Source organism: Marinobacter piscis, assembly GCF_007671655.1.
Classification (GTDB): Bacteria; Pseudomonadota; Gammaproteobacteria; order Pseudomonadales; family Oleiphilaceae; genus Marinobacter; species Marinobacter piscensis.
This window is the reverse complement of sequence record NZ_VCGX01000001.1, coordinates 406,061-429,237: the sequence shown is the minus strand read 5'-3', so window position 1 is coordinate 429,237 and position 23,177 is coordinate 406,061. Positions and strand designations below refer to the sequence as shown.

General features: G+C 56.1%; 21 protein-coding genes. 6 read left to right on the top strand and 15 right to left on the bottom strand.

Features of this window, described 5'->3' with window-relative positions; all coding sequences use genetic code 11:
• Positions 1 to 67: 67 nt before the first annotated feature.
• Genes ilvD through FFI95_RS01910 form a run of 3 tightly spaced genes read left to right on the top strand, consistent with a single transcriptional unit; the run spans position 68 to position 3,213 of the window.
• The gene (ilvD, locus tag FFI95_RS01920; protein WP_144820656.1) at positions 68 to 1,744 is read left to right on the top strand and encodes a dihydroxy-acid dehydratase; all 1,677 of its coding nucleotides are present in this window, start codon (positions 68 to 70) and stop codon (positions 1,742 to 1,744) included.
• 28 nt (positions 1,745 to 1,772) lie between these two features.
• Positions 1,773 to 2,687: a D-alanyl-D-alanine endopeptidase gene (gene pbpG / locus FFI95_RS01915; RefSeq protein WP_144820655.1), complete on the top strand. Its 915-nt coding sequence runs from the start codon at positions 1,773 to 1,775 to the stop codon at positions 2,685 to 2,687.
• A gap of 46 nt (positions 2,688 to 2,733) precedes the next feature.
• Entirely contained in the window at positions 2,734 to 3,213 is a 480-nt protein-coding gene (locus tag FFI95_RS01910; RefSeq protein ID WP_144820654.1) for an asparaginase domain-containing protein, read from the top strand.
• Between the two features lie 2 nt (positions 3,214 to 3,215).
• Here the strand turns inward: FFI95_RS01910 and FFI95_RS01905 are convergent, their stop codons facing one another.
• The 9 genes from FFI95_RS01905 to FFI95_RS01865 all read right to left on the bottom strand — a co-directional run bounded on the left by FFI95_RS01905 (position 3,216) and on the right by FFI95_RS01865 (position 11,612).
• Positions 3,216 to 3,908: a pseudouridine synthase gene (locus tag FFI95_RS01905; protein WP_144820653.1), complete on the bottom strand. Its 693-nt coding sequence runs from the start codon at positions 3,906 to 3,908 to the stop codon at positions 3,216 to 3,218.
• A gap of 4 nt (positions 3,909 to 3,912) precedes the next feature.
• The gene (locus FFI95_RS01900) at positions 3,913 to 4,941 is read right to left on the bottom strand and encodes a metal-dependent hydrolase (protein ID WP_144820652.1); all 1,029 of its coding nucleotides are present in this window, start codon (positions 4,939 to 4,941) and stop codon (positions 3,913 to 3,915) included.
• A gap of 192 nt (positions 4,942 to 5,133) precedes the next feature.
• Positions 5,134 to 5,829 (bottom strand): THxN family PEP-CTERM protein, encoded by a 696-nt coding sequence (locus tag FFI95_RS15350; RefSeq protein WP_178974495.1) that lies wholly within the window; start codon positions 5,827 to 5,829, stop codon positions 5,134 to 5,136.
• A 154-nt stretch (positions 5,830 to 5,983) separates the two neighbouring features.
• Positions 5,984 to 7,234, bottom strand: a complete 1,251-nt coding sequence (locus tag FFI95_RS01890) for a lytic murein transglycosylase (protein ID WP_425463049.1) — start codon at positions 7,232 to 7,234, stop codon at positions 5,984 to 5,986.
• A gap of 103 nt (positions 7,235 to 7,337) precedes the next feature.
• Positions 7,338 to 8,645 (bottom strand): phosphate regulon sensor histidine kinase PhoR, encoded by a 1,308-nt coding sequence (gene phoR, locus FFI95_RS01885; protein ID WP_144820651.1) that lies wholly within the window; start codon positions 8,643 to 8,645, stop codon positions 7,338 to 7,340.
• A gap of 48 nt (positions 8,646 to 8,693) precedes the next feature.
• Complete coding sequence (gene phoB, locus FFI95_RS01880; RefSeq protein ID WP_144820650.1) at positions 8,694 to 9,386, bottom strand: phosphate regulon transcriptional regulator PhoB; 693 nt, start codon at positions 9,384 to 9,386, stop codon at positions 8,694 to 8,696.
• A 118-nt stretch (positions 9,387 to 9,504) separates the two neighbouring features.
• Positions 9,505 to 10,392, bottom strand: coding sequence for a 4-hydroxybenzoate octaprenyltransferase (ubiA, locus tag FFI95_RS01875; protein WP_144820649.1), 888 nt, complete (start codon positions 10,390 to 10,392; stop codon positions 9,505 to 9,507).
• 94 nt (positions 10,393 to 10,486) lie between these two features.
• The gene (locus FFI95_RS01870; protein ID WP_144820648.1) at positions 10,487 to 11,074 is read right to left on the bottom strand and encodes a chorismate--pyruvate lyase family protein; all 588 of its coding nucleotides are present in this window, start codon (positions 11,072 to 11,074) and stop codon (positions 10,487 to 10,489) included.
• Positions 11,055 to 11,612: a hypoxanthine-guanine phosphoribosyltransferase gene (locus FFI95_RS01865; RefSeq protein WP_144820647.1), complete on the bottom strand. Its 558-nt coding sequence runs from the start codon at positions 11,610 to 11,612 to the stop codon at positions 11,055 to 11,057. The genes FFI95_RS01870 and FFI95_RS01865 overlap by 20 nt, the downstream gene beginning before the upstream one ends.
• Before the next feature lie 142 nt (positions 11,613 to 11,754).
• On the opposite strand from FFI95_RS01865, the gene FFI95_RS01860 reads away from it, so the two are divergent.
• On the top strand, positions 11,755 to 12,609 hold the full coding sequence (locus tag FFI95_RS01860) for an acyl-CoA thioesterase (protein ID WP_144820646.1): 855 nt from the start codon (positions 11,755 to 11,757) through the stop codon (positions 12,607 to 12,609).
• Positions 12,610 to 12,622: 13 nt separating this feature from the next.
• On the opposite strand, the gene FFI95_RS01855 is transcribed toward FFI95_RS01860, so the two are convergent.
• The 3 genes from FFI95_RS01855 to FFI95_RS01845 all read right to left on the bottom strand — a co-directional run bounded on the left by FFI95_RS01855 (position 12,623) and on the right by FFI95_RS01845 (position 16,877).
• The gene (locus tag FFI95_RS01855; RefSeq protein WP_246069330.1) at positions 12,623 to 15,181 is read right to left on the bottom strand and encodes an EAL domain-containing protein; all 2,559 of its coding nucleotides are present in this window, start codon (positions 15,179 to 15,181) and stop codon (positions 12,623 to 12,625) included.
• 70 nt (positions 15,182 to 15,251) lie between these two features.
• Positions 15,252 to 15,704, bottom strand: coding sequence for a flavodoxin domain-containing protein (locus tag FFI95_RS01850; protein WP_144820645.1), 453 nt, complete (start codon positions 15,702 to 15,704; stop codon positions 15,252 to 15,254).
• Between the two features lie 72 nt (positions 15,705 to 15,776).
• Positions 15,777 to 16,877 (bottom strand): GGDEF domain-containing protein, encoded by a 1,101-nt coding sequence (locus FFI95_RS01845; RefSeq protein WP_144820644.1) that lies wholly within the window; start codon positions 16,875 to 16,877, stop codon positions 15,777 to 15,779.
• A 195-nt stretch (positions 16,878 to 17,072) separates the two neighbouring features.
• Between FFI95_RS01845 and FFI95_RS01840 the strand changes: the two genes are divergently transcribed.
• Both FFI95_RS01840 and FFI95_RS01835 read left to right on the top strand, forming a co-directional pair.
• Complete coding sequence (locus FFI95_RS01840; protein ID WP_144820643.1) at positions 17,073 to 18,632, top strand: inorganic phosphate transporter; 1,560 nt, start codon at positions 17,073 to 17,075, stop codon at positions 18,630 to 18,632.
• A 96-nt stretch (positions 18,633 to 18,728) separates the two neighbouring features.
• Entirely contained in the window at positions 18,729 to 18,995 is a 267-nt protein-coding gene (locus FFI95_RS01835; RefSeq protein WP_144820642.1) for a hypothetical protein, read from the top strand.
• Here FFI95_RS01835 and panP read toward each other — a convergent pair.
• The 3 genes from panP to FFI95_RS01820 all read right to left on the bottom strand — a co-directional run bounded on the left by panP (position 18,989) and on the right by FFI95_RS01820 (position 23,177).
• A complete protein-coding gene (panP, locus tag FFI95_RS01830; RefSeq protein ID WP_144820641.1) occupies positions 18,989 to 20,671 on the bottom strand; it encodes a pyridoxal-dependent aspartate 1-decarboxylase PanP in 1,683 nt (560 codons plus the stop codon). The genes FFI95_RS01835 and panP overlap by 7 nt on opposite strands.
• 178 nt (positions 20,672 to 20,849) lie before the next feature.
• Positions 20,850 to 21,197, bottom strand: a complete 348-nt coding sequence (locus FFI95_RS01825) for a DUF503 domain-containing protein (protein WP_144820640.1) — start codon at positions 21,195 to 21,197, stop codon at positions 20,850 to 20,852.
• Positions 21,198 to 21,476: 279 nt separating this feature from the next.
• Complete coding sequence (locus FFI95_RS01820; RefSeq protein ID WP_144820639.1) at positions 21,477 to 23,177, bottom strand: acyl-CoA dehydrogenase family protein; 1,701 nt, start codon at positions 23,175 to 23,177, stop codon at positions 21,477 to 21,479.

The window sequence follows — 23,177 nt, the reverse complement described above, 5'->3', positions numbered from 1 at the left end:
ATACAGGTCAGTCCGGTGAGTTTTTGATAACAACTATTGTTTGTGAATGTTTTTTAAGGAGTGTCTGATGACCGATGATAAGCGCCGTAAATATTCTGCTCCGGTTGTGGATGGGGTGGGTAAATCGGCCAGCCGGGCCATGCTCAGGGCTGTTGGGTTTACCGACGATGATTTTCGTAAGCCCCAGATTGGCATTGCCTCTACCTGGAGTAACCTGACGCCTTGCAACATGCACATCCATGAACTGGCCGAAGCGTCGTCAGAAGGTGCAGACTCCGCCGGGGGCAAGTCACTTATCTTTAATACGATTACCGTCTCCGACGGTATCGCAAACGGCACGCTGGGGATGAAATATTCCCTGGTTTCCCGGGAAGTCATCGCGGACTCGATAGAAACGGTCGCCGGCTGTGAAGGGTTTGACGGGCTGGTTGCCATTGGTGGCTGTGACAAGAACATGCCTGGCTGCATGATGGGTATGGCGCGTCTGAACCGGCCGTCTGTGTTTGTTTATGGCGGTACGATCATGCCTGGTGAGAATCACACGGATATTGTGTCCGTTTTCGAGGCCGTCGGCGCCCACGCCCGGGGTGATCTGGACCTGATTGAAGTGAAACAGATTGAGGAAACGGCCATTCCCGGCCCCGGCTCCTGTGGTGGTATGTATACCGCCAATACCATGGCATCAGCGATTGAAGCCATGGGCATGAGCCTGCCTGGAAGTTCGGCCCAGAATGCCGTGTCACGCAATAAAAACGATGATTGCCGCGCCGCCGGCGCAGCGGTTCTTGAGTTGCTGGAAAAAGACATCAAGCCTTCGGATATCATGACCCGGGAGGCCTTTGAAAACGCGATCACGGTTGTTATTGCGCTTGGTGGCTCAACCAACGCGGTTCTGCACCTTCTGGCGATGGCCAGCACGGTCGGGGTGGATCTGAGTCTGGAGGACTTTGTCGAGATTGGTAAGCGGGTGCCAGTGCTGGCAGACCTGCGTCCGAGCGGGCATTATATGATGTCGGAGCTGGTGGCGATCGGCGGCATTCAACCGCTGATGAAAATGTTGCTGGAGCGGGAGCTGCTTCATGGCGACTGCCTGACGGTTACCGGAAAAACGCTGGCTGAAAACCTGGCCTCGGTTGAGCCTTACCCAGAGGCCCAGGACATCATTCGTGCGTTCGACAATCCGGTAAAAGCGGACAGTCATTTGCGCATTCTGTACGGTAACCTTTCCCCGGATGGCGCAGTTGCCAAGATCACCGGTAAGGAGGGGACACACTTCACCGGTCGCGCCCGGGTGTTCCACTCCGAAGAGGAAGCTCAGGAGCGAATTCTTGATGGAACAGTCGTCGCCGGTGATGTGCTGGTCATACGTTACGAAGGGCCGAAAGGAGGCCCGGGCATGCGGGAGATGCTGACTCCTACCTCGGCAATAATGGGTAAGGGGCTGGGCAATGATGTGGCCCTGATCACCGACGGCCGCTTCTCCGGTGGTAGTCACGGCTTTGTCGTTGGACACATGACGCCGGAGGCGGCTGAGGGTGGCCCTATTGCGCTGGTTGAAGATGGCGATACCATTACCATCGATGCGGTGGCGAACAGTATAGAGCTGGATGTGTCTGCAGCCGAGCTGGAGCGCCGGCGCCAGGCCTGGGTTGCTCCCGAACCGCGCTTCACGCGTGGAGTGCTGGCAAAATACGCCCGCACCGTCAGCTCTGCGTCCGCCGGCGCAGTGACCGACCAACCCTGATGTCATAGCAGAGAGACAGAGCGTAAAAATGCCGGAAGCAAACCGAATGTGGGTCGTGGTGTGGCTGTTGTTATGCCTGCCGTTCACGGTAAGTGCACAACAGGAAGGCCCCAATCTGGCCTCGGTCAACGCAGCTGTGGCGATGGCTGGCAGTAATGAGCTGGTGTTTGGCCAGAACGCAGACCGGGCGGTACCGATTGCATCAATTACCAAAGTGATGACGGCGCTGGTGGTGCTTGAATCCGGTGCCCCGCTCGACGAATGGGTGGTGTTCAAAGAGCGCCATACGGCAGCTGCCGCTAATGCCTACACCCGCATTCGGATCGGCTCAACCATGCGTCGGGCCGATATACTGCGTATCGCGCTGATGTCCTCTGAGAACTTTGCTGCCTATACGCTGGCCCGCAGTCATCCCGGCGGGTTTGAGGCGTTTATCAAGGCCATGAACGTTAAAGCCCGGGAGCTGGGCATGACCGGTTCCCGTTTTGTCGATCCCACCGGGCTGTCAGCGGAGAATGTCGCAACCGCGGGGGATCTGGTAAAGCTGGTGAACGCCGCCGCAGACCACCCGGAGATTCGGGAATACTCCACAACGGGCTATTTCCGTGGCAATTTCCGTAAGCCCCGCTATAGCCTGTCGTTTGGTAATACCAACCCTCTGGTGCACCGGGACAGCTGGGGTGTGGGGCTGAGCAAAACCGGTTACCTTTCTGAAGCCGGACGGTGTCTGGTTATGATATCCCGCATGAATGGCGAGAAGGTGGTCACGGTTCTTCTGGACTCTTTGGGCACACGCTCGCCCCTGGGCGATGCCGGTCGTATCAAACGCTGGCTGGATACAGGTGCCAGTGGGCAGGTGGCGAAAGCCGCACGGCAATACGCACAGGAAAAAAACGCCGCCTACAACTCTGCGGTACACAACACCACAGCGGCTCTGAAATAAAACCTTTGGAAATCAGCAAGGCATACTTAAACAGGACCTGAGCTTCATGATCCAGATTTTCACCACCGGCGGTACCATCGACAAGGTGTATTTCGACGCCAACAGCGAGTTTGAAATCGGTGAGTCGCTGGTACCGGAACTGCTGGCTGAATCGAATATCCATAAAGGCTACAACCTGCAGGGATTATTGCGTAAAGACAGTCTGGAAATGACCGACGAGGATCGTGCGACGGTTCATGCAGCAGTCGCAGCCTGTGATGCCAGTCGAATACTGATTACCCACGGCACGGACACCATGGCAGACACTGCTCAGGCATTGTCGTCGGTAAACGGGAAAACCATTGTGCTGACAGGCGCCATGCAGCCGGCACGTATGCGACGCAGCGATGCGGTATTCAATCTGGGGTTCGCCTGGGCCGCGCTTCAGTTGTTACCGCCCGGTGTCTATATTGCCATGAACGGAGAAGTGTTCGAGGCCGGCGCAGTGCGTAAAAACCTGAAGGCCCAGCGCTTCGAGCGTACCTGAGTTCAGCCAATGGATGCGATTTCCTGCTCTGTCAGCTCCCGATAGCCCCCCGGTTCCAGTGCCGGGTCGAGGGATATCGCACCTATGCTCTGCCGGTGCAGCGCTTCCACATGATTACCTACCGCTGCCAGCATGCGCTTGACCTGGTGATAGCGCCCTTCTGACAGTGTCAGCTCAATCAACTGAGAATCCAGAACCCTCACCTGCGCAGATTTTGTGGGCTTTGGGTCGTTGCGCAGCAGAATACCGGTTTCCAGTTCCCTGATGGCTGAGGTTGCAATAGGCGCACTCAGGCTTACCCGGTAGGTTTTCGGGCAGTCTACTCTGGGAGAGGTGACTCGGTGAGACCACTTTCCATCGGTTGTCAGTAACAGTAAACCAGTGGTATCAGCATCCAGTCGTCCCGCAATGTGCAGATCCCGGGTCAGCTCCGCCGGGAGAAGATCCAGAGCCGTCGGATGGTCACTGTCTCGGGTTGCGCTCACAACGCCAGCAGGCTTGTTCAGCATGAGATAGCGGTCGCCCTGTATGGTTAGCTGTGCTCCGTCCAATAGTACCGTTGCGCCAGTGGGGATATGTTTCCCCACATCTTTCCAGACCTCACCATTCACTTCGGCCCTGCCCGCATGTATGGCGCGTCTGGCTTCTTTTCGGGAAAGCGGTGAACTTGTGGAAATAAACTGATCAAGTCGCATGGTTTTAACACTCCTGTCCGGTGGCTGGCGTTGTAAGATTGGCAAGGCACAGTACCGGAACAGCGCCGGTGGTGCGGGCCCAAAGTAAAGGTAATGCGCCGGTATTCATAGTGGGGCGAGGCGCACGCTCGCCGTTGCCCGGCGTGAGTATGCCATCCCGCTCACTGGCCAGAATGAAGGTAAAGGGGTGCGTGCCGGGAATGCCCAGCCGAACATCGGTTGCGGTGATGTCACCATTGTTTGCTTTGTAGTTGAGAAAGCCTTTGGTAAACCATTCCAGGCGACGGGTTTCGGGGAGCTGTGAAACGACCTCTGCCAGTTCAGGCTGCCGGGGAAAGTATTCCAGGGTTAACGGGGTATCGCCATCCAGAAAACCGGTCACGATCTCGACCCGTTGCTGATTCGTGATGGCTGTGGCGCGCCACAAGACTGTATTGAACGGCATGGGCTGAACCAGCAGTTCGGCGTCAGCGAAGCCTGCCTCCGCCAGAGCTGGTTGTACACGCTCAGTAATGACCTGTTGAGCCACATACGACCAACCGAGATAGACAGTAGACAGAATGAGACCGGCCGCTATGGCAGGCAATGCCGGAGGGCGTATTAAAAAAGCGATGCAGCCTGCCAATAGCGGGAGTGTGTATAAAGGGTCGATAATAAAGATGCTGCTGATCGCAAGGGGCGGCCCCATCGGCCAGAAAAGCTGTGTACCGTAAGTGGTAAACGTGTCCAGAAGCGGGTGTGTCATTAACACCAGAGCCGTCAGTAACAGCCAGCGTGAAAACCCTGGCTCTGGCTTCCAGCGCCAGAGCAAAGCGGCCAGCAGCACCGACACAGGCGCAAGAACAAACAGCGAATGGCTGAAGCCCCGGTGCTGGGTAAAGTTTGCCACCGCTGTTCCATAATCAATCAGTACATCAAGATCAGGAAGTGTGGCCAGCAGAGCGCCGGTGAGCAGAACGGGTCGGCCGAGGGTTTTGCCTGCCACAAGGCCGGCAATTGAGGCGCCAAGAGCAGCCTGAGTGATTGAGTCCATGAATTCCGTAAAAGTAGATAATGGTGCCGGGTATTATGCGCGCAATGGAGGTTCAGTTCACGGGAAGAAGGGTCTGTGGAAAAAAGCGGGTGTTTAAAAAGCTGACACCCCGGGCCTGGGGCAGGCGCGAGGTGTCAGCTTTGTACTATGTGCACCACAAGACTATGGAGCTCCTGTCAGCAGCGGAGCCCGTTAAGCGGCTTTGCGGCGACGTGCCATGCCGAGGCCGGCAAGGCCCAGTCCGAGCAGCGCCAGGGTGCCTGGCTCGGGGACGGAAACCGGGACGGCGGTGGCATTAAGCTTGGCCCAGAGGTTATAGTCCTGCGTGGTATTTTCAGGCGTGCTTCCATCTGCGCTCAGGCCGAGCAATTCCAGGGAGTACTCAAAGCCCCCAAGAATAAAGTCTGAGCTCGTGACGGTTGCGTTTGTCTGCATAATTGTATCGTCAACGTCTCCTGTGCGGGAGCCGAAGCACCAGCCAAGAAATACCGGGCCTGTGCAAGCGGTATCCGGGGTTTCATCATGGCTGAACGTAAACATGCCATCTCCTGCGGCTGTATCCCCTGCAGCTGCAAAGCCAAGCGTAACCGACAGGTCAGTAGAGGTTAGTACATCCCCGGTGACCTGGTTGTTAGTATGAACCAGTTGGCCCAGCACAAAATCTGAATCGTCATTGATAACTGGCAACGGCGAGGCGCCGGTAAACCCGTAACTGCTCTGAGTGCCATCGCCCCAGGAGATAACGCTTGTTCCAGCGCCGTCAATAGCCCCTCCAGCGGTATTCTCAAATTTCCCGGTAATTGACGTTACATTAACCGGGAAGGCCGCAGCCCCCATCGCAGCTGTGAACAACAGCGCACCAAAGGATCCTTTTGCTAACATCTTCATAGTATTTTCCCTGACTCTGGTAGTGAAGTGACACAAGCCTTTTGTGTCGTCCGTAGCTACCTAAAGCCAGTTCCGTGCCAGCTTTTAAAAATCCTTTGATTACAGTTCAGTAAGGCATCTCGTATTCTTGGTATGTAAACAAATCTGACACAATTTACTCTGTCGCAATGTTAAGTCTTTCCAGCAATTCCTGCCCCGGGTAGCCATCGGCGGTCATGCCTTCGCTGCGCTGATACTTTCGTATTGCAGAGCGGGTTGCAGGTCCGAGAATGCCATCTGGTTTACCGGCATCGTGGTCGCGCTCATTGAGGGTGTTCTGCAGTTCAAGAATAGCATCCCGTGAGAGCGCAGGGGCATCCGTGGGTGGTGGATTCTGGAGGGTGCCAGCACCGGCGATCCGGTCAGCCAGGTGGCCGACAGCTATCGCGTAAAACTCCGAGCGGTTCCAGCCCATGATGACTTTGAAGTTGTGGTAGGCCAGAAAGGCCGGGCCGCGGTGGCCTGCCGGAATAACCAGTGCGGCTTTGATGTCTTCCCGGGCCAGAGGTTTGCCGAAGGCATCGGTAATGCCCAGGCTGCGCCATTCGCTTAATTCAAGGCGCCGGCCATCGGCAAGGGCGTAGTCAAAATTATCCGGCAGCAGCACTTCCCGGCCCCAACGGTAGTCACCGTCCCAGTCCATGGACTCAAGAAAACGGCCGGCAGACATCATGGCATCTGGCAGGCTGTTCCACAGGTCCCGACGACCATCACCATCAGCGTCCACGGCATGCTTCAGAAACACGGTGGGCATAAACTGAACGTGGCCCATAGCGCCGGCCCAGGATCCTTCCATCTGTTCGGCCGGAATGGCGCCTTCATCAATAATACGCAGTGCAGCAATCAGCTGAGCGGTAAAGAAACGGCTGCGGCGGGCATCGCAGGCCAGGGTGGTCAGTGAGTCCGGCACCGACATTTTTCCGAAATAGCTGCCAAAGTTGGTTTCCAGCCCCCAGAAAGCGACAAGATAGGGCGCCGGCACGCCGGTTGCCTCGGTCACCCGATCCAGCAGCGCACTGTGTTCTTTGATCAGTTCACGGCCCTTGCTGACTCTTTGGTCGTTAACCCGGCGGTTGAGGTAGTCGGCAAACGTTGTGGTGAATTCCGGCTGCCGCCGATCCAGTTCAATGACCCTGTGTGTGTACTGGGCCGCGGTCATCACTTCTTGTGCTGTCTGAGCGGTTACACCGGCAGCAATGGCTTTTTCCTGAAGCTGTAGTTTGCACTCTTCAAAGCCATCAGGTGCCTGGATGGGGGCTTCGCTCTCCGCGACAGCGGGTAAGGCGAGCAGGGCCAGCACAGCGGCAACAGAGAGACGGCATGCCATATGCCGGGCGGGCAGAATCTTTGTCAGCTTGGTCAGCACGCGGAACCTCAGTCAGAGTAAAAGGTGTGGGCAGTATGCGGCCTATGGTAGCGTTTTTTTACTTCGGTGAAACGCATACGAGGTTAAGGGTCATGAAAGATCTTTAACGTGTTGCCTCTACGGCCAGTCGCTCCGGCGGGAAATGGCAGAGGAACTCGCTGCCTTTGCCGGGCTGGCTGAGAATTTCCAGGCTTCCGTCATGGTTAATCAAGACATGTTTGACGATTGCCAGGCCCAGCCCTGTTCCTCCGGTATCTTTATGCCGGCTGGGGTCGGCGCGATAGAACCGCTCGGTCAGTCTGGGGATATGAACCTGATCAATCCCGGCCCCGGTATCTTTAACCGAGAGGCTCGCACCGTTACTGTCGGTGATCCAGGAAACGGTTATGTGTCCCCGGTCGGGAGTATACTTGACGGCGTTGAAAATCAGGTTGGAGAATGCGCTGCGAAGCTGGTTCTCATCGCCATTCAACAGGTAACGGCCGGCCGCATCGAAGGTGATTTCATGGTGGCTTTCGCCGCTGAGTGTTCGCGCATCCTGACAGATTTGCTGAAGCAGCCGGTTAACATCCGTTGGTGCGTCACTCACAGCCTGCTCACCGGTTTCGATCCGGGAGAGAAGGATAAGGTCGGTTACCAGTGACTCCATGCGAAAAGCCTGGGAGGCCATAGTGTTGATGGCACGGCGCCATTTGGCGGGCAGGTCGTCGGCATTATCCACCAGGGTTTCCAGGTAGCCACTGATTACGGTGAGCGGTGTCCGCATTTCATGGGAAACATTGCTTACGAAATCCTGGCGCATCTGCTCCAGCTGATGCAGGCGCGTGACATCCTTGGCAACGATGAGGCGATCGTCGTCTGCAAACAGGCTGATTTGTACCTGTAACCGGATATGAGGTTTTGCGGGCGAATACAGCTCCAGAGGTTCATGGTATTTTCGGGTGTCAAAATAGATTTTGAACGCAGGGGTGCGGATGAGGTTATAAATATACTGGCCCTGATCTGTGTTACGGCGAAATCCCAGCAACTGCTCGGCGGAATCATTCCACCATTCCATGGCGCCTTGCGCATCGGTCAGAATAACGCCATCGTGCATGGCGTTGGTCGATTCCTGGATACGGCCGATTCGTGCCCGCAGTTGACTCCGGGTCTGTCGGTAGCTCTGGTTGAGCTTGTGCAATTTCTCGAACACATCACCCCAGATGCCAAGGCTTTGCGGGGGGGAACCAGCGGCCTCCGGGTCGGCCAGCCACTGTGTCAGACGGCGGGTTTGATGAAGTGTCCATACCAGATAAAAAAACAGGCCGGCGGTAAACCCGTAAACCGGGTACCCAAGATACAGGCCAGCCAGAGTCGAGCCTGTGAGGCCGGCAAGAGTGTAACGCAGGTGTCGCGACCAGATCTGTTGCATGGAACGTTAACCTTGAATTGTTCGTTGGGGGTGTGCAGTGCAGGACTGTCAGGCGGGCCGGTCAGAGAACCTGTAGCCGGCGCCTCTTACAGTCTGAATCAGATAGTCATGGCGCTCCCCCAGGGCTTTTCGTAGTCGCCGGATGTGCACATCAACGGTGCGCTCTTCTACGTACACATTACCGCCCCACACCTGATCCAGAAGCTGGGAACGGGTATACACACGCTCCTGATGCGTCATGAAAAACTGCAGCAGACGGTACTCCGTAGGGCCTATGTTCAGGGCGCTGTCGTTTACCGTGACACGGTGGCTTGAGGGGTCCAGCGTCAGCCCGTCAACCTCGATGGGCACATCGATGCCCGGCGGTGTGGCCCGGCGAAGCACGGCTTTCAGGCGTGCAATCAGCTCTCTCGGGCTGAAAGGTTTGGTGATGTAGTCGTCTGCGCCCACTTCCAGGCCACGGATTTTGTTGTCTTCTTCAACCTTGGCAGTGAGCATGATAATGGGGATTTCTGCCGTGGTTTCTTCCTTCTTCAGGCGCCTCGCAAGCTCTATGCCGCTGGTACCTGGTAACATCCAGTCCAGCAATATAATGTCGGGCTGTCTGTCGACAATCAGGGCGTGAGCCTCTCGGGCGTCGGCGGCCTCGATGCAGATATAATCCGCCATTTCCAGCGCAACAGTGATCATCTCGCGGATGGCAGGCTCGTCATCGACAATCAGCACGGTTTTCCCGGACATATTCTATAACCTGTTTCAGACCATGATGTATTACTGAGCTATTACAACGCCTAAGTGTTACAGCTGTGTGACAGTCCCGCCCATTGTGCACCTGTCACTCTGTGCTTTTACTGTCTTCTCACAGGATTATCAGGTCGATAACCAGGCCCGCAAAAACAACAAACCCCGCCCAGTTATTGTTCAGGAAGGCTTTGAAGCAGCCATCCCGGTCGCGTTCTCTGGCCAGGTATTGGTGATAGACAAAGAGGCCGGCCATTATTACCAGCCCCAGGTAATAGAATGCGCCCAGCTCCGAGCGAAGGCCCACTATAAACAGAATCAGCACCACCATGGCCTGGAGTATGCCAATGATCGCCCGGTCGGCATCCCCGAAGAGGATTGCGGTGGATTTGATGCCGATCTTGAGGTCGTCGTCACGGTCAACCATGGCATAAAGCGTGTCGTAAGCGATGGTCCATAGTACGTTGGCGGTGAACAGCAGCCAGGTGATCTGGCTGAGCTCTCCGGCTTCGGCAGCCCAGGCCATGGGGATCGCCCAGGAAAAAGCGGCGCCAAGGAACAGCTGGGGCAGGTGGGTGAAGCGCTTGGAGAAAGGATAGATAAAGGCCAGCAGGGCACCGCCAAAGGAGAGGTAAAGAGTCAGTGTGTTGGTAAAAAGAACCACCATCAGAAACGAGATGACACACAGACCGACAAACAGTGCCACCGCCTCCCAGGCTTGCACCCGGCCTGTGGTCAGCGGCCGGTCTTTGGTGCGTTTGACATGCCTGTCCCACTCCCGGTCGGCAAAGTCGTTGATCGCACAACCGGCGGCGCGCATGAAGAACACCCCCAGAGTGAAGACGATAATATTGCCGATGCCCGGACTGCCATCTCCGGCAAGCCAGAGTGCCCAGTAGGTGGGCCAGAGCAGCAGCAGAGTGCCAATAGGGCGGTTGATTCGCAGCAGTTGTGCGTAATCGGTGAGTCGGGTCCGTATATGTTCTGGCACAGCATCAGGCAGCATGGGTGCATCCGTTTCAGGGGCTGGGGCATGAATGTGCAGGGATTATAGCCAGTGGACAGGTCGGGTTAAAAGCCGGCGTGGTTGTACGTGTCTGTCAGCCCTGGCGGAAGAGCGCCGGGAGCAGGTACTCACCCACCAGCAGTGCGCTGTGTGTGTTGTTAAACAGGGAGCGCCGCGCAATGGCGGGTCTGGCTGAGTTCCCCGGGGCAGGATTCCCGGTGATGCAAAGACCGGTTTCAATCGGCCCGCGCTGCCAATTCCGGCTACTGAACAGAAAAGCTCCCAGCGGTTTGTTACCCAGATGTAAAAGCCGTCTGCCTTCACCTTTGAGGCAGGTGAGGGGAATAACGGTGCGCGCAAGCACCCAGGGCTCGCCGTCTCCGCAAAGACGCACTTCGCGAATCCAGGCGCGTTGCCGGGCCGGAATCCGGAGGCGCCTGGCTTCTTCGGGAGCGGGCGCCGCAAACCCCTCCCGCTGTACTTCTACATGGAACGACGTTGTACAGTGTTTCTGCAGTGCCCGGGTAAAGGAGCCTTGCACCTGCAGCCAGTAGCGCGCCGAGCCATGGACATCGGGGTTGTGTAGCCCGGCGGCAGCAAGAGACCGGTACCAGCGCGCCGGCGGAATAGTCTGGTTGCGGGATGTTGAGCGGGTAGCGATATCAGAGGCCTTTGACAGCATAGATTCCGGGAGCGTTGCGCCAGTAACCTTTGTAGTCCATGCCATAACCGAATAGAAAGCGGTCTTCCACGTGTAACCCGGTAAAGTCTGCTTTCAGGTTCGGGTGAGCCTTGCGGTCGTGTTGTTTGTCCACCAAAACAGCCGTCAGCACTTCTTTTGCACCCTGGGACCTGCAATAGTCAGCGATGGCACATAACGTGGTGCCCTCGTCAAGAATATCGTCGATGATCAATACCGTGCGACCTTTCATTTCTGCGGTGGGCTGAAGCTTCCATTCCAGTATGCCACCGGTGGTCTCCTGCCGGTAACGGGTTGCATGGAGGTACTCGGCCTGTACCGGAAACTTGAGCCGGGGCAGTAACTGGCCAGTAAAAATCAGTCCGCCGTTCATCACGCAAAACAGCAGGGGGTTGCTGTCTTTTAGGCGGCCGGTGATGTCGTCGGCCATGTCCTGGATGGCAGTCTGTACCTGTTGCTCATCAATCAGGCAGTCTGCCTCAGCCATAACCTGATTCATTTCGGCGACGGTATCGGTCATAACGGTCGGTCCTGTCGTAAAACCGGCGATTATACCGAAGAGGGCAGGCAGAAGGGAGGGGGAATCACATCAGTATTGGTCAATGGGCTCGTGATGGGTATGATTACGCAGCTAACGATAAAACGAACTGACTGGAGCAGGCATGCTTGAAATTACAAAAAGACTGGTGGAACTGCTGTATCTGGCTCCCATTGGTGATGACCATTTTCGGGGCGATAGCCAGGACCTTGGGTTTCCACACGTGTTTGGAGGGCAGGTTCTCGGGCAGGCGTTGATGGCCGCCAGCCATACAGTCGAGAACCGCCTCTGCCATTCCATGCATGCCTACTTTCTGCGTCCGGGCAACCAGCACATGCCGATCGATTACGAAGTTCAGCGTGTGCGCGACGGGCGCAGTTTCGCCGTTCGCCGGGTCAGTGCCTGTCAGGATGGAAAGGAAATCCTGACCGCCATCATGTCGTTTCATGCCCTCGAAGACGGTTTTGAGCATCAGGCGGCTATGCCCGACGCACCCGACCCTGCTTCACTTCGTTCCGAGCAGGATTGGGGCAAGCTGGTAGCGCCGCACGTGCCCGAGAAACTGGGTGAGATCATGACTCGCGATCGCCCGATTGAAATCCGGCCGGTAAACCCTGTTAACCCTCTGAAACCCGAAAAACGTCCACCTCATAAACAGAGCTGGGTACGAGCACTGGGCCCCTTGCCCGATGATCCGGTTCTGCACCGCTGTCTGCTGACCTATGCATCGGATTTTTCCTTTTTGGGAACTTCCCTCAACCCCCACGGTGTGTCTTTCATGAACAAGGGGATGCAGATCGCAAGTCTTGATCATGCGATCTGGTTTCACCGGGATTTCCGTATGGAAGAGTGGCTGCTGTATGACAAGGATAGCCCGAGTGCGTCTGCCGGGCGCGGCTTTAACCGGGGCAATTTTTTCAATCAGCAAGGCACGTTGGTGGCTTCGACAACACAGGAAGCACTGATCCGTCAGCGCTGATCGCAGTGAATGATCACCCGGGGCCCGGAAAGGTGCCGGGTTCCTGTCGATCATCCAGCCAGACTAGAGCCTCTTCGATGGGCAGGGGCGGGCTTAGCAGGTAACCCTGAATCATGTCGCACCCCATGCTCATTAGCAGCTGTTCTGTGGCTGTATCTTCCACCCCTTCAGCCACGACGCGGTAACCAAGGCTGTGACACATATTGATGGTGGTCTGAACAATAACCCTGTCTTCTTCCCGTGTGGCAATATCGGTAATGAGTGAGCGGTCAATCTTGATCTCACTGGCGGGCAGCTGCTTGATATAGGACAGTGATGAATACCCGGACCCGAAGTCATCAATAGACACCGGGATACCGGCGCTGGCTAATGAGTTAACGGCTGTCAGGGCATTGGCCGGATCCTGCATCATCGATGTTTCGGTGATTTCAAAGATGATAGCGCCCTTGTGTCGTGGGTTATCGCTCATCAACTGGCCCACAAACGCCGGAAAGTCCGGTTCCCGAAGGTTGTTGGGGGAAATGTTTACCGAGAGCTGAACGGTGTGTCTCTCGGCGCACAGGCGCTCACGTATTAATACTGACTGGCGCAATACCCAGCGAGTCAGCGGTTTGATCAGCCCGGTCTGTTCCGCCAATAGAATGATTTTGTCTGCACCCACAGGTTTGCTTCTGCCGGGCCAGCGAATAAGAGTTTCCAGGCCAGAAACCCTTCCGGTTCTGCAATCCAGTTTCGGCTGCAGGTAGAGCCTGAGTTCATTATTCGCCAGAGCCTGCTGCAGCTCAGAGACCATGGTCAGCCGGTCGGCGCTGTAAGAGTCTACAGATGGGTCGTAATAGGCAAGGCCCCGCTCCCGGGCCCGTCTGGATCCCTCTGCTATCGCAGCTTTACGGATCAGGGCGGTGGCTTCTGACCCGTGAAGTGGCGCGATTGCAACCCCCAGACGGGCGTTCAGAGGTACCTTCATACCAAGAAAGTCAATCGGACGCCGGACGTCCTCCATGGAGCGCGCAACCGATCGGTTAGCGCTTTCTGCAATACTGGCATTAACAAAGCAGGCAAAGGTTTCTGTATCCAGGGAGGCCACAAAAACACTGCCCCTTTCCGAGCGCTCCAAAGAGATAATGCCAGGGAGCCCTTTCGCAATTCTATTCAGGTGGCCGGCTGCTTTTTCAAGTATGGCGTCACTGCTCTGATGCCCCAGAGTTTTGGTTACGGAACTCAGGTTATTCAGGTGAATCAGAACAACGCCGTACCGCCTTTCCGGCGCCTGGCGAATCAGGTCATTGACCTGAATTTCAAAGCGGGTGCGATTGGGAAGCCCGGTGAGTGGATTGTGCAGGGCGCTCTCAATCAATTTGAGCTCAGCTGAGCGGCTGGCCGCCATTGCTGCCAGTTCGGCTTCGCGGGAAGTCAGTTTTTCCTGGCGCTCATGGTAAATGCGTACCGCCAGCGCCAGGGTAAGCAGAAGGGTTTCAAATGCGGAGCCAAGCTCCAGGCCATAGGTGGTAATGAAGTTGCTGGGGAGCAGTCCGTACTTGTTGGCAGCCATAATGGCGCTGCCAAGGGTGAGCGCGCCCCAGGCCACCGTGTAATAGCCGGCCTGAGGCGCCCCTTTCATTAACTGAATAGGGCCAATGGCTGTGAGCAGTAGCGTACTGGGGATCGCCAGGGCCACGGCGATGCGTATCGCTATGGTGTACTCAATAAAGCCGGCCATGACGACCACCAGGGCATTAAGTATGACCAGCCCGAGTACTGCCTGGTTCAGGACAGGTCCGGTCTCTTTGAGTTTAAGGAAAGAGCGCGAGAAAAGCAGTGTGAACATTGACGCCAGGGGCACAGTCAAAAGCATGGCAAAGTTCTGCACTCCGGGGCTGTCAGGCCAGAACAGCTGGAAGGCAGTGCCATTGAGGTTGCTGGTTAGCAGCAGATAACCAGAGGTGGAGAGTACATAAAGCAGATAAACAGGTTCGCGCAGGGCAAAAAAGACAAACAGGTTGAAAAAGATCACGCTGATCAATATGCCGTAATAAACAGCATGTAACTGCTCTTCAATGGATGCGTGCTCAAAAAACTCTTGTGTATCCCACAAAGCCAGGGGCATCTGGAGGCTTCCTTTTGTATGGACCTCCAGAAGAATTTGCTGGTCACTGTTTTTAGCGGGTGTGAATGGAAACAGGAAATGGCGGTTGAGCACGGGGCGCTGGGCGAACGGATAGAGATCCCCGGTAACGAAGGTATCAACAAGCTCGCCATCCTTTAGCAGGTAGAAGCTGATGTGATCGAGCTGGGAGTAGGCGATCTCCAGCAGATCTGTCTGACTGGCGGCAGGAACATCAAGACGAAGCCAGGCAACCTTTTGAGTGTAGCCAAAGTTCGGGCGATGGGTTTCAAGGGGTTGCCAGTTGTCTGACGCTGCGGCTTCGAAGGGAGAAAGCTCTGTGCCAGCAGGAAGGAGCATGAACCGGGCGTTGGTGAGAGTCGCAGCTTCCGCAACCTGGCACATGACTGCCAGGAAATACACAAGCACCAGTACAACCTGAATGCGGGGCCTTCGGGTCTGTGTCACAACTCATCGCTTTTTATTGTTGGTTTCTGCCCGGCTACCGGGTCTGGCCGGCCGCCGGCCGGGGATGCGCTTATGCCAGAACTGAGGATGCCCATTCCCGGGCCCAGGGCAGAGCTTCGGCTTCCGGCTCCGGTGTCTCCAGTGCATCGATGCGCAGCGTCGGGCCAACTTTGCGGGCCGCGGTTTCGTAAAACGCCTCTTCCATGAGGTCGCCGGCTCCGCAGAAAGTGTCGCCGTAGGAGCTGTCTCCCAGAACAATAACCCCGAATGGACGGCCTGGCTGCTGTGGTAACTGCTCCCGCAAGTTAACATAAAAGGGAAGCAGGTTGCCGGGAATTTCTCCCTGGCCTGTAGTCGACGTGCAAACCAGCAGTGGCGAAGAGCCGGAGGCTATGTCAGAAAGCGTCGGGTTTTCCAGAACCGACACAGGATAGCCTTCTGCCTCCAGAGTACTTTCAATAGCTCGGGCAGTTTTCAGAGCGCCTCCGAACACACTGCCAACCAATATTTTGATACTTGCCATGGAGTTACCTGTTTCTTGCAAGAGCGGGTCAGAAAATAGTTCGCCGGATGATAGCGTTCCGGGTGAACAGCCTCAAGCGGTGACGTCGGCAAAGGCTTGTTGATTATTACGTACCCGGGGCACGACCCGGTTCCGGCCAGACTCTTTGGCGCAGTATAGCTGCAGGTCTGCCTGTCTGAGCATGTCATCAATGGAACCTGCCTGCGACACAGAGCAAACCCCTGCACTGATTGTCAGCGGTAAACGCTGGTTGTTGAACGTAAAGTTTGCAGCAGCCACCTCTGTGCGTAAGCGCTCAGCCAGCGTCAGTGCAGAGATCAGAGAGGTGTCGGGCAGCATCAGTAAGAATTCTTCGCCGCCCCAGCGAGCAGCAACGTCTGTGTTGCGAACAAGACGTTGACTCAGGCTCGCAAACTGTTTCAGGGCTGCATCTCCGGCGTTGTGGCCATAAACGTCGTTGATGTTTTTGAACAGATCCAGGTCGATCAAAACAATCGAAAAGTGGTGGCCCAAACGTTTGTACCGGGAAAACTCTTCCGATAAGCGGCTGAGGATGTCGCGACGATTGGCAAGGCCGGTAAGCTCATCGGTTCTGGCTGCATGCTCGTGCGTCCGGGCCAGGTCGAGTAGTTGGTTTCGGGCTTTTAACCGGCTGGTCTCCAGAATAAAGCAGAAAACCGATTCAAAGGAGAGTGTGGCAAAAAAGCGGATTTTGAAGTCACGGCTGTATTCGGCAAGCACGAAAGGCAGGCCGGGGAACTGGAAGACAACAATAGCAACCAGGTAAACCAGCAATAGAATCATAGTGCCGGTTTTCAGGTTGGTCAGGAAAAACAGCAAAGGCGGGAAAACATAAAACCACAGTGGCCCGGTGTTGTTTTCTCCGCCGGATGCAATCAGGTAAGTAAAGAGCATGCTGACAGTTACCAATAGCCCTGTTTTCTGCAGGGAGAGGTCTCGTTTCCAGGCAAACAGACCCATGTTTATAATCACTGGAAGCGTAAACGCCCACAGGAAAAAGGCGTGGGATGTGTGACCGGAAAACCAGGCTTTAAAGCCAATGCCAACAAGAAACGCCATAGCTGCAAGCGACAGCCAGGTCAGTATTTTTGATACCTGTGCGTTTTCTCGCTCCCGTGTGGCCTTGTAGCCTGAGGAAAAGTCTTTATTCATGGTCGCCCCGCCTGTATCAACAGCGCCCTGCTTTTAATCATTGTGGGCCATTCAAGGTCTGTATGCACCAGTTACATGTGTGATATGTGAAGAAGTCCTTATGGCGGCCCTTGTTTCAATTCAATTGCAAAAAACTTATAGTTGCGCGCAACATTGCGGTTCATTCTCCACTCTGCCCACATGAGACTTTCTGTTATGGCCCGTTCAAGCGGATTTCTGGACACTCTTCTTACCAGCAACGCCACAGAGCGCTACCGGATCGGGTTCAGCTTTCTGTTTTTGCTTGGTGTCTGGCTGATAGTAGGTGCCTTCAGTGACGGGATGCCAAACAGTACATTGTTGATGGCTGCGGCTGTTATCGGCGGCTATATGGCCATCAATATTGGCGCCAATGATGTGGCGAATAACGTGGGGCCGGCCGTTGGTTCCGGTGCATTGTCACTGGGTGCGGCGGTTGTTATTGCAGGTATCTTTGAATCCGGCGGCGCGCTGATTGCCGGCGGCGATGTGGTTTCCACTATAAAGGGGGGGATTATTGACCCCACCCGGCTTGATGACAGCCGCGCGTTTGTCTGGCTGATGACTGCTGCGTTGCTGGCGGGTGCGCTGTGGCTTAACCTCGCAACCTGGATGGGGGCACCTGTATCCACTACCCATTCTATTGTTGGCGGTGTGCTGGGTGCAGGTATCGCTGCCGGTGGCTGGGGCATTGCAGACTGGGCTGTGATGGGCAAGATTGTCGGCAGCTGGGTTATCTCGCCAGTGCTCGGCGGCGCCCTGGCCGCATTGTTTTTGTTCATTATCAATAAAACGGTACTTTACCGGCATAACGTCATACCGGCTGCCCGCATATTTGTGCCCTGGCTGGTGGCGATCATGGCCTGGGCATTCGGTACGTACCTGATGATCAAAGGCGTTAAAAAAATCGTCGATATGAGCTTTTTTGAAGCGTCACTGGTAGGGCTGGCTGTAGCGGCTGTCGGGTTCTTTATCGTGCGGTCGCTGGCGGCACGCAGAGCCGCGACCATGGAAAACAGTACAGCCGGGGTGAATGGCCTGTTCACCTGGCCATTGATTTTTGCCGCAGCACTGCTCAGTTTTGCCCATGGTGCCAACGACGTGGCGAACGCCATTGGACCGCTTGCTGCTATCAACGAAGCCCTGGCGAGCGGCTCTGTGGAGACTGCGGCCAGTATTCCGTTATGGGTGATGATGATCGGTGCCCTGGGGCTTACAGTGGGGCTCATGCTGTTTGGCCCGCGCCTGATTAAAACGGTGGGCTCCGAGATTACCGAACTGGATAAAACCCGTGCCTTCTGTATTGCGCTCTCCGCGGCGCTGACGGTTATTCTGGCGTCCCAGCTGGGCTTGCCGGTAAGTTCTACTCACATTGCTATTGGCGGTGTTTTCGGTGTTGGCTTCCTGCGGGAGTACCTGAAGTCCAATTACGCCACCCAGCTGCATAAAATCATGGAAGAGCGGGACACGGATGACCTGGAATTACTGCGGCCGTTTCTGGATGATTTCCGCAACGCTTCCGTTGAAGAAATGGAAAAGCTACTGAAAAAGGCCAAGAAAAAGAAGCATGTGCCTCTGACCAAATCAGACAGAAAGCGCCTCAAGAAAATCTATAAAGAAGAGATGGTCAAACGTTCGCACCTGATGCGGATAGCAGCAGCCTGGATTATTACAGTGCCGGCTTCAGCGGCCATGGCGGCTACTCTGTTTTTCACTCTGCGTGGAATTTTCATCTGATACAGTGGCTGGCTGTAATGTGCAGGTTTGGTCATACTGTACGCTTGTTAAGGAGCGGAAAGCTCCCCGAGAATTAATTTGCCCGGAGGATGAGGTATGAGTACGCCGATTGAAAGCCGTCAGGCCAGGGTGATTGATGAGCTGCGAGTGTTCATTAAAAAAGTGCTGAGCGATCCGACGATTGCTGTAAAGTCTGTTGATATCGCCCGCAAGTATCGTTCCGAGCCTGATTCAGACGAAGTCATCGCCCGGGAAATCAGCGCCAACACCAACATCCGTATCCCGGAAGAGTGGAGTGATGCGGATCGTATGTTTCTGGAGATCGTTCATGAGGTTCTGGACGACGAAGAGGCGCTCTACTGATTTGAGCTGCGTGCGGCAGATCGGGGTTGCTTAAGCACCGCGTCCGCCATCTGATGCAGTATCCTGACTTCGTCCTGAATCCCAGGCTCTTCTGAGAGTATTCGCTGTTCTTCCAGAATGTCGGCCAGAATTTGGGGGGTAGTCAGAGGGTTGGCCAGGACCACACGGAAAACAATGCACGGAAAGTGGTAGTAACAGGCCGGTTCCAGCCGGGTTCTGGAGACAAAGGCCTTGCCACGCTCCCGCTGGGTTTTCTGGATAAACTTGGTGACGCTGTTCAGGCAAGCGTTGAGCTTTTCCGCCTGAAACGAATCCGCGACCGCCAGGGCCTGCTGAACGTTAGCCGGGCAGAAGCGGTAGGTAAGAATGTTCAGTTCGGGTTCCGTAACCAGCTCAAAATCCGGCTGTGCCTCTATCATGTCGGCAAAAGCCCGGGCTTTCTCAATGCCCTGGTCGATCAGTATTTCATAGCCTTCCCGGGCCAGAATCTTCAGTCCGGAATGAATCAGCATGGACATGCCGGGGCGGGAGCCTTCCAGTGTGGTTGTGCCCAGGTCCCTCGAACCCTTCCGTATAATATATTGCGCGTGGTGCTCAACGGCATTGGCCAGGCTTGGATCTTTGAATACCACCAGCCCGACGCCCATGGGCACATACAGCTGTTTATGGGCATCAAAAGTGACAGAGTCTGCGTTTTCGATACCCCGTAACAGGTGGCGGTAGGTTCTCGAAAACAGCGTTGGCCCGCCCCAGGCGGCATCCACATGAAAGTGAGCACCAAACTCGCGGGCTGTGTCGGCCATGGCATCCAACGGGTCCACGTTGCCCGTCTCGGTTGTGCCGGCAATGCCGCAGATTGCCATAACCTTGATTTTCTTTTTCTGCAGTTCCAGGCACTTTTCACGCAGGGCGTCGGTCTGGATGCGGTTGTTATCGTCGGTTTCCACCGCTACCAGCGATTCCCGGCCCAGCCCCAGTACGTCAGCAGCCTTGCCCAGTGAGTAGTGGCCGCGCCGGGAGACTACAATCGCTGCGCCTTCGTAACCGTAATACTTCAAGGCCCGGAACAGACCTTCCTGGTGCAGGCCGCGGAAGCTGCCTTCTGCCGGGAACGCCCGGTTGCGGGCGACCCAGAGTGCTGTCAGGTTGGCTATGGTGCCACCGGAGCACATAGCGCCGAGGGCGTAACGCGGATCATGCATCCACTTACGATAAAAGTCCCCGTCTTCCTCATAGACCAGTCGATGAATCATACCCAGAACCTGTCGCTCCATGGGCGTGAAGGCCTTGGAGGTTTCGGTCTTTACCAGGTTCTGGTTCAGGGCGATCATGATCTTGGACAGCGGCAGCATAAAATAGGGCAGCGCTGAGGTCATATGTCCGATAAACGCGGGGGACGCCGTGTGCACAGAGTTGGCGACCAGCTTGTCCAGCAGGAACTGAGCCTGTTCGGACACGAACACGGGCTTTTCGGGAATAGCGTAGTCGGAGAAGTTTTTCTCAACGTCAGCAAGATCCCGTTCAACTGCCACAATATGATCCTGCAGGAAGCCTGCAAGGTTTCTGGATATGTCCTGATCAATCCGACTAAGCGTAGACTCCGGTGCTTCGGGCACGGTGAATACGCGGTACATGGCTTCGACTGAGGCCTGAGCGGATTTTTTCTTGCCGGTCATAGGTACCACACGCTATCAGTGGTTGTCCGCGGGGCAGGTTCCGGGAGCCCTGCGGATTCAGCCGGGGTCTTATGTCCGGCGTTGGTTACTTGTTACCTGTCATTTGCAGGCATGCTGGCATCCCTGAAGATGCCGTAGTATACGGGCTGCCTTGAGGTTGTGCCAACAGGGGTTTTATTCAGAGAATTTCCCGGTGAATATCCAGTATGGCTGCGTCGATACGCTCTTCTATGGCTTTCTCAACCTGGTCGAGACGCTGGGTGATCAGTTGCGATGAAGTGCCCAGCGCAGCAATGGTCCAGGTGGCGCAGTCAAGTGCTTCCAGGTCGGCGGTTTCAGCAACTGCCAGATCCGGCTCCTTGCCCCAGACAGCGCGCAGTGGCGTGAACACTTTGCGCTTGGCTTTGAGGTCTTCGCAGCCGTACAGCTGGAAGTGCAGGGTGAGAACGCCGACATGGGGTGTAATCGCGGTGTTTTGTTGCGGCGTTTTACCTTCTTTAAGCAGTTTTCTCAGGGTTTCAGACATGGGTTTTCCGGCTTTGGTGCTGGAACCGACGAGGGACGACTTTTCAAAACACGCTCCTTGCGGCACATCCCTGTGACGCTTGGGCTCCGCTTCTCACTGCTTTTTGCTCCTGCGTCGCAGTGAGAATCCTGGGCTGGCCGTCCTTGGCCAACCCGTGAAGAGCTTTCGCTCTTCACCCTTGGCTCCGCACAGTTTTGAAAAGTCGTCCCACGCCGGTTCTCGAACAGTTCAGGTGGCGTCCGCCAAGCATAGTCCTTTGTAGCTCGGTGAACACAAGCACTAGCCTACTACAGGTGTCGCCCGCTTGATAATGGCCGCTGCATCCGTGCCGGCGGGGAGGTTGCCGTAGTTCATGCCACCGTTGGACTGCAGTCTTGAGGCACAGAAGGCGTCAGCCACGGCTTTGTCGCCGTTGCGGAGCAGCAGGGATGCCTGCATGGCCAGGGCCAGTCGGTCGACCAGGTTGCGGGCCCGGTACTGAATGTTGTCGGTGTTGGCAAAGTCGTTCTGCAATTGCCCCAGGAACTGATCAAAGCGACGGTCGCTGCCTTTGGCTTCGGCGGCTTCGCGGAAGAAAGCGTCAAGAGTTTCCGGCTGTTTTTGGATGGCGCGCAGAGTGTCCAGGCACTGGACGTTGCCGCTGCCCTCCCAGATGGCGTTAATCGGAGACTCCCGGAACAGGCGGGGCATGATGCAGTCTTCCATGACACCACTGCCACCGATGCATTCCATGGCTTCGTAGGCGTGGTTGGGTGTGCGTTTGCAGATCCAGTACTTACCGACGGGTGTGGCCAGGCGTGCCAGCAGGCGTTCGTGCTCCTGGTCCTGGTTGTCCAGGGCGCGGGCGACTCTGAGTGTGTAGGCGAGGGCGGCTTCGTTTTCCAGTGCCAGGTCCGCCAGGACATTTTGCATCAGGGGCTGGTCGCTGAGCCGGCTGCCGAATGCACTGCGGTGGCGGCAGTGGTGTGTTGCCTGAGCCACGGCCTGGCGCATGCCGGCAGAGCTGCCAATCATGCAGTCGAAGCGGGTCATGGCCACCATTTCTATGATGGTAGGAACGCCGCGGCCTTCTTCTCCGATCATCCAGGCCAGCGCACCGCGCAGTTCCACTTCGCTGGAGGCGTTGGCAACGTTGCCCATTTTATTTTTCAGGCGCTGGATCTGCCAGGGGTTCTTGCTGCCATCCGGGCGCCAGCGTGGCATCAGGAAGCAGGATAAACCGCCAGGTGCCTGGGCCAGTACTAGAAACGCATCGCCCATCGGGGCGGAGACAAACCATTTGTGCCCGACCAGTTCATAGGCCTGGCCTGGGCCTTTGCTTCCGATTGCGTGCGCCAGGGTGCTGTTGGTGCGTACGTCACTGCCCCCTTGCTTTTCGGTCATGGCCATGCCGATGGTGACCGAGGTCTTTTCGCTGTCGGGAACGTTGCGGGGGTCGTAGCTGTTGGCCAGTACCCGGGACTCCCAGAGCGACGCCAGTTCTGGCTGCTTGCGAATCGACGGGATAGCCGCAAAGGTCATGGTTACCGGGCAACAGTGTGCGGCTTCCACCTGGGAGTGCATATAATATTTGGCCGCACGGGTGACATGGGCGCCTTTGCCGGGGCTTGCCCAGGGGCTGCTGTGCAGGCCGTTTTCGAGGGCAATACGCATGAGTTCATGATACGAAGGATGGAAGTCGACTTCGTCGATGCGATGGCCAAAGCGGTCGTGGGTGTTGAAGTCAGGTTTGTTCTGATTGGCCCGGAAGCCCAGGTCGATCACCGCTGCGCTGCCCGCAAGAGCTCCGAAGGCGCCCAGATCATTTTCTGCGGCTCCGGGGTTCTCGCGTCGCACGGCTTCCTGAAGCGCAATGTCCTGTTCATACAGGTTGTAGTTTTCCAGCGCGGGAGGCTGGTTAACCACTTCGTGGGTGGTGGCCAGATAGCGATCGTTCTGATCGCTGCTGGCGTTTTCGGATGCAGTGTTCGGAGCGTTCAT

What these genes read in the sequence shown, in the direction of transcription:
- panP (WP_144820641.1), bottom strand. Translation starts at nt 20,671, where the DNA reads ATGACCGGCAAGAAAAAATCCGCTCAGGCCTCAGTCGAAGCCATGTAC.
- FFI95_RS01825 (WP_144820640.1), bottom strand. Translation starts at nt 21,197, where the DNA reads ATGTCTGAAACCCTGAGAAAACTGCTTAAAGAAGGTAAAACGCCGCAA.
- FFI95_RS01910 (WP_144820654.1), top strand. Translation starts at nt 2,734, where the DNA reads ATGATCCAGATTTTCACCACCGGCGGTACCATCGACAAGGTGTATTTC.
- FFI95_RS01860 (WP_144820646.1), top strand. Translation starts at nt 11,755, where the DNA reads ATGCTTGAAATTACAAAAAGACTGGTGGAACTGCTGTATCTGGCTCCC.
- ilvD (WP_144820656.1), top strand. Translation starts at nt 68, where the DNA reads ATGACCGATGATAAGCGCCGTAAATATTCTGCTCCGGTTGTGGATGGG.
- FFI95_RS01865 (WP_144820647.1), bottom strand. Translation starts at nt 11,612, where the DNA reads ATGACCGATACCGTCGCCGAAATGAATCAGGTTATGGCTGAGGCAGAC.
- FFI95_RS01835 (WP_144820642.1), top strand. Translation starts at nt 18,729, where the DNA reads ATGAGTACGCCGATTGAAAGCCGTCAGGCCAGGGTGATTGATGAGCTG.
- FFI95_RS01845 (WP_144820644.1), bottom strand. Translation starts at nt 16,877, where the DNA reads ATGAATAAAGACTTTTCCTCAGGCTACAAGGCCACACGGGAGCGAGAA.
- FFI95_RS01870 (WP_144820648.1), bottom strand. Translation starts at nt 11,074, where the DNA reads ATGCTGTCAAAGGCCTCTGATATCGCTACCCGCTCAACATCCCGCAAC.
- pbpG (WP_144820655.1), top strand. Translation starts at nt 1,773, where the DNA reads ATGCCGGAAGCAAACCGAATGTGGGTCGTGGTGTGGCTGTTGTTATGC.
- FFI95_RS01850 (WP_144820645.1), bottom strand. Translation starts at nt 15,704, where the DNA reads ATGGCAAGTATCAAAATATTGGTTGGCAGTGTGTTCGGAGGCGCTCTG.
- FFI95_RS01900 (WP_144820652.1), bottom strand. Translation starts at nt 4,941, where the DNA reads ATGGACTCAATCACTCAGGCTGCTCTTGGCGCCTCAATTGCCGGCCTT.
- ubiA (WP_144820649.1), bottom strand. Translation starts at nt 10,392, where the DNA reads ATGCTGCCTGATGCTGTGCCAGAACATATACGGACCCGACTCACCGAT.
- FFI95_RS01820 (WP_144820639.1), bottom strand. Translation starts at nt 23,177, where the DNA reads ATGAACGCTCCGAACACTGCATCCGAAAACGCCAGCAGCGATCAGAAC.
- FFI95_RS01905 (WP_144820653.1), bottom strand. Translation starts at nt 3,908, where the DNA reads ATGCGACTTGATCAGTTTATTTCCACAAGTTCACCGCTTTCCCGAAAA.
- FFI95_RS15350 (WP_178974495.1), bottom strand. Translation starts at nt 5,829, where the DNA reads ATGAAGATGTTAGCAAAAGGATCCTTTGGTGCGCTGTTGTTCACAGCT.
- phoR (WP_144820651.1), bottom strand. Translation starts at nt 8,645, where the DNA reads ATGCAACAGATCTGGTCGCGACACCTGCGTTACACTCTTGCCGGCCTC.
- phoB (WP_144820650.1), bottom strand. Translation starts at nt 9,386, where the DNA reads ATGTCCGGGAAAACCGTGCTGATTGTCGATGACGAGCCTGCCATCCGC.
- FFI95_RS01840 (WP_144820643.1), top strand. Translation starts at nt 17,073, where the DNA reads ATGGCCCGTTCAAGCGGATTTCTGGACACTCTTCTTACCAGCAACGCC.